The 381-nt window shown below is 70.3% G+C and carries 1 protein-coding gene; it reads left to right on the forward strand.

The features are described 5' to 3' along the window. Positions 1 to 13: 13 nt before the first annotated feature. Positions 14 to 381, forward strand: a 368-nt coding sequence (locus tag FLQ44_RS13570; protein ID WP_240801285.1) for a protein kinase domain-containing protein, incomplete at its 3' end; no start/stop codon positions are given.

The following is a 381-nucleotide window of genomic DNA, read 5'->3' on the forward strand; positions in this document are numbered from 1 at the left end:
GAGATCGCGCTTCTTGCGCGAACGCCGGATCCTGGCCCGCCTGAAGCATCCGCACATCGCCGCCTTCATCGACGCCGGCCTCGAAACCGGCGGCGCGCCGTGGATGGCCATGGAGTACGTCGAAGGCGAGCGCCTGCACCAGCACTGCATGCGTCGACAGCTCGACCCGCCCGCCCGCGTCGATCTGATCCTGCAGGTGCTGGACGCGCTCGACCACGCGCACCGGCAATTGGTGGTGCATCGCGATCTGAAGCCCGGCAACGTGATGGTCGATGCCGAGGGGCGGGTCAAGCTGCTGGACTTCGGCATCGCCCGGCTGCTCGACGACAGCGAGCTGGAGGCCGCGCTGACCCGCACGCGCGCGCCGGCGCCGCTGACCCC

It is taken from the genome of Vogesella mureinivorans (genome assembly GCF_007644035.1).
GTDB lineage: Bacteria > Pseudomonadota > Gammaproteobacteria > Burkholderiales > Chromobacteriaceae > Vogesella > Vogesella mureinivorans.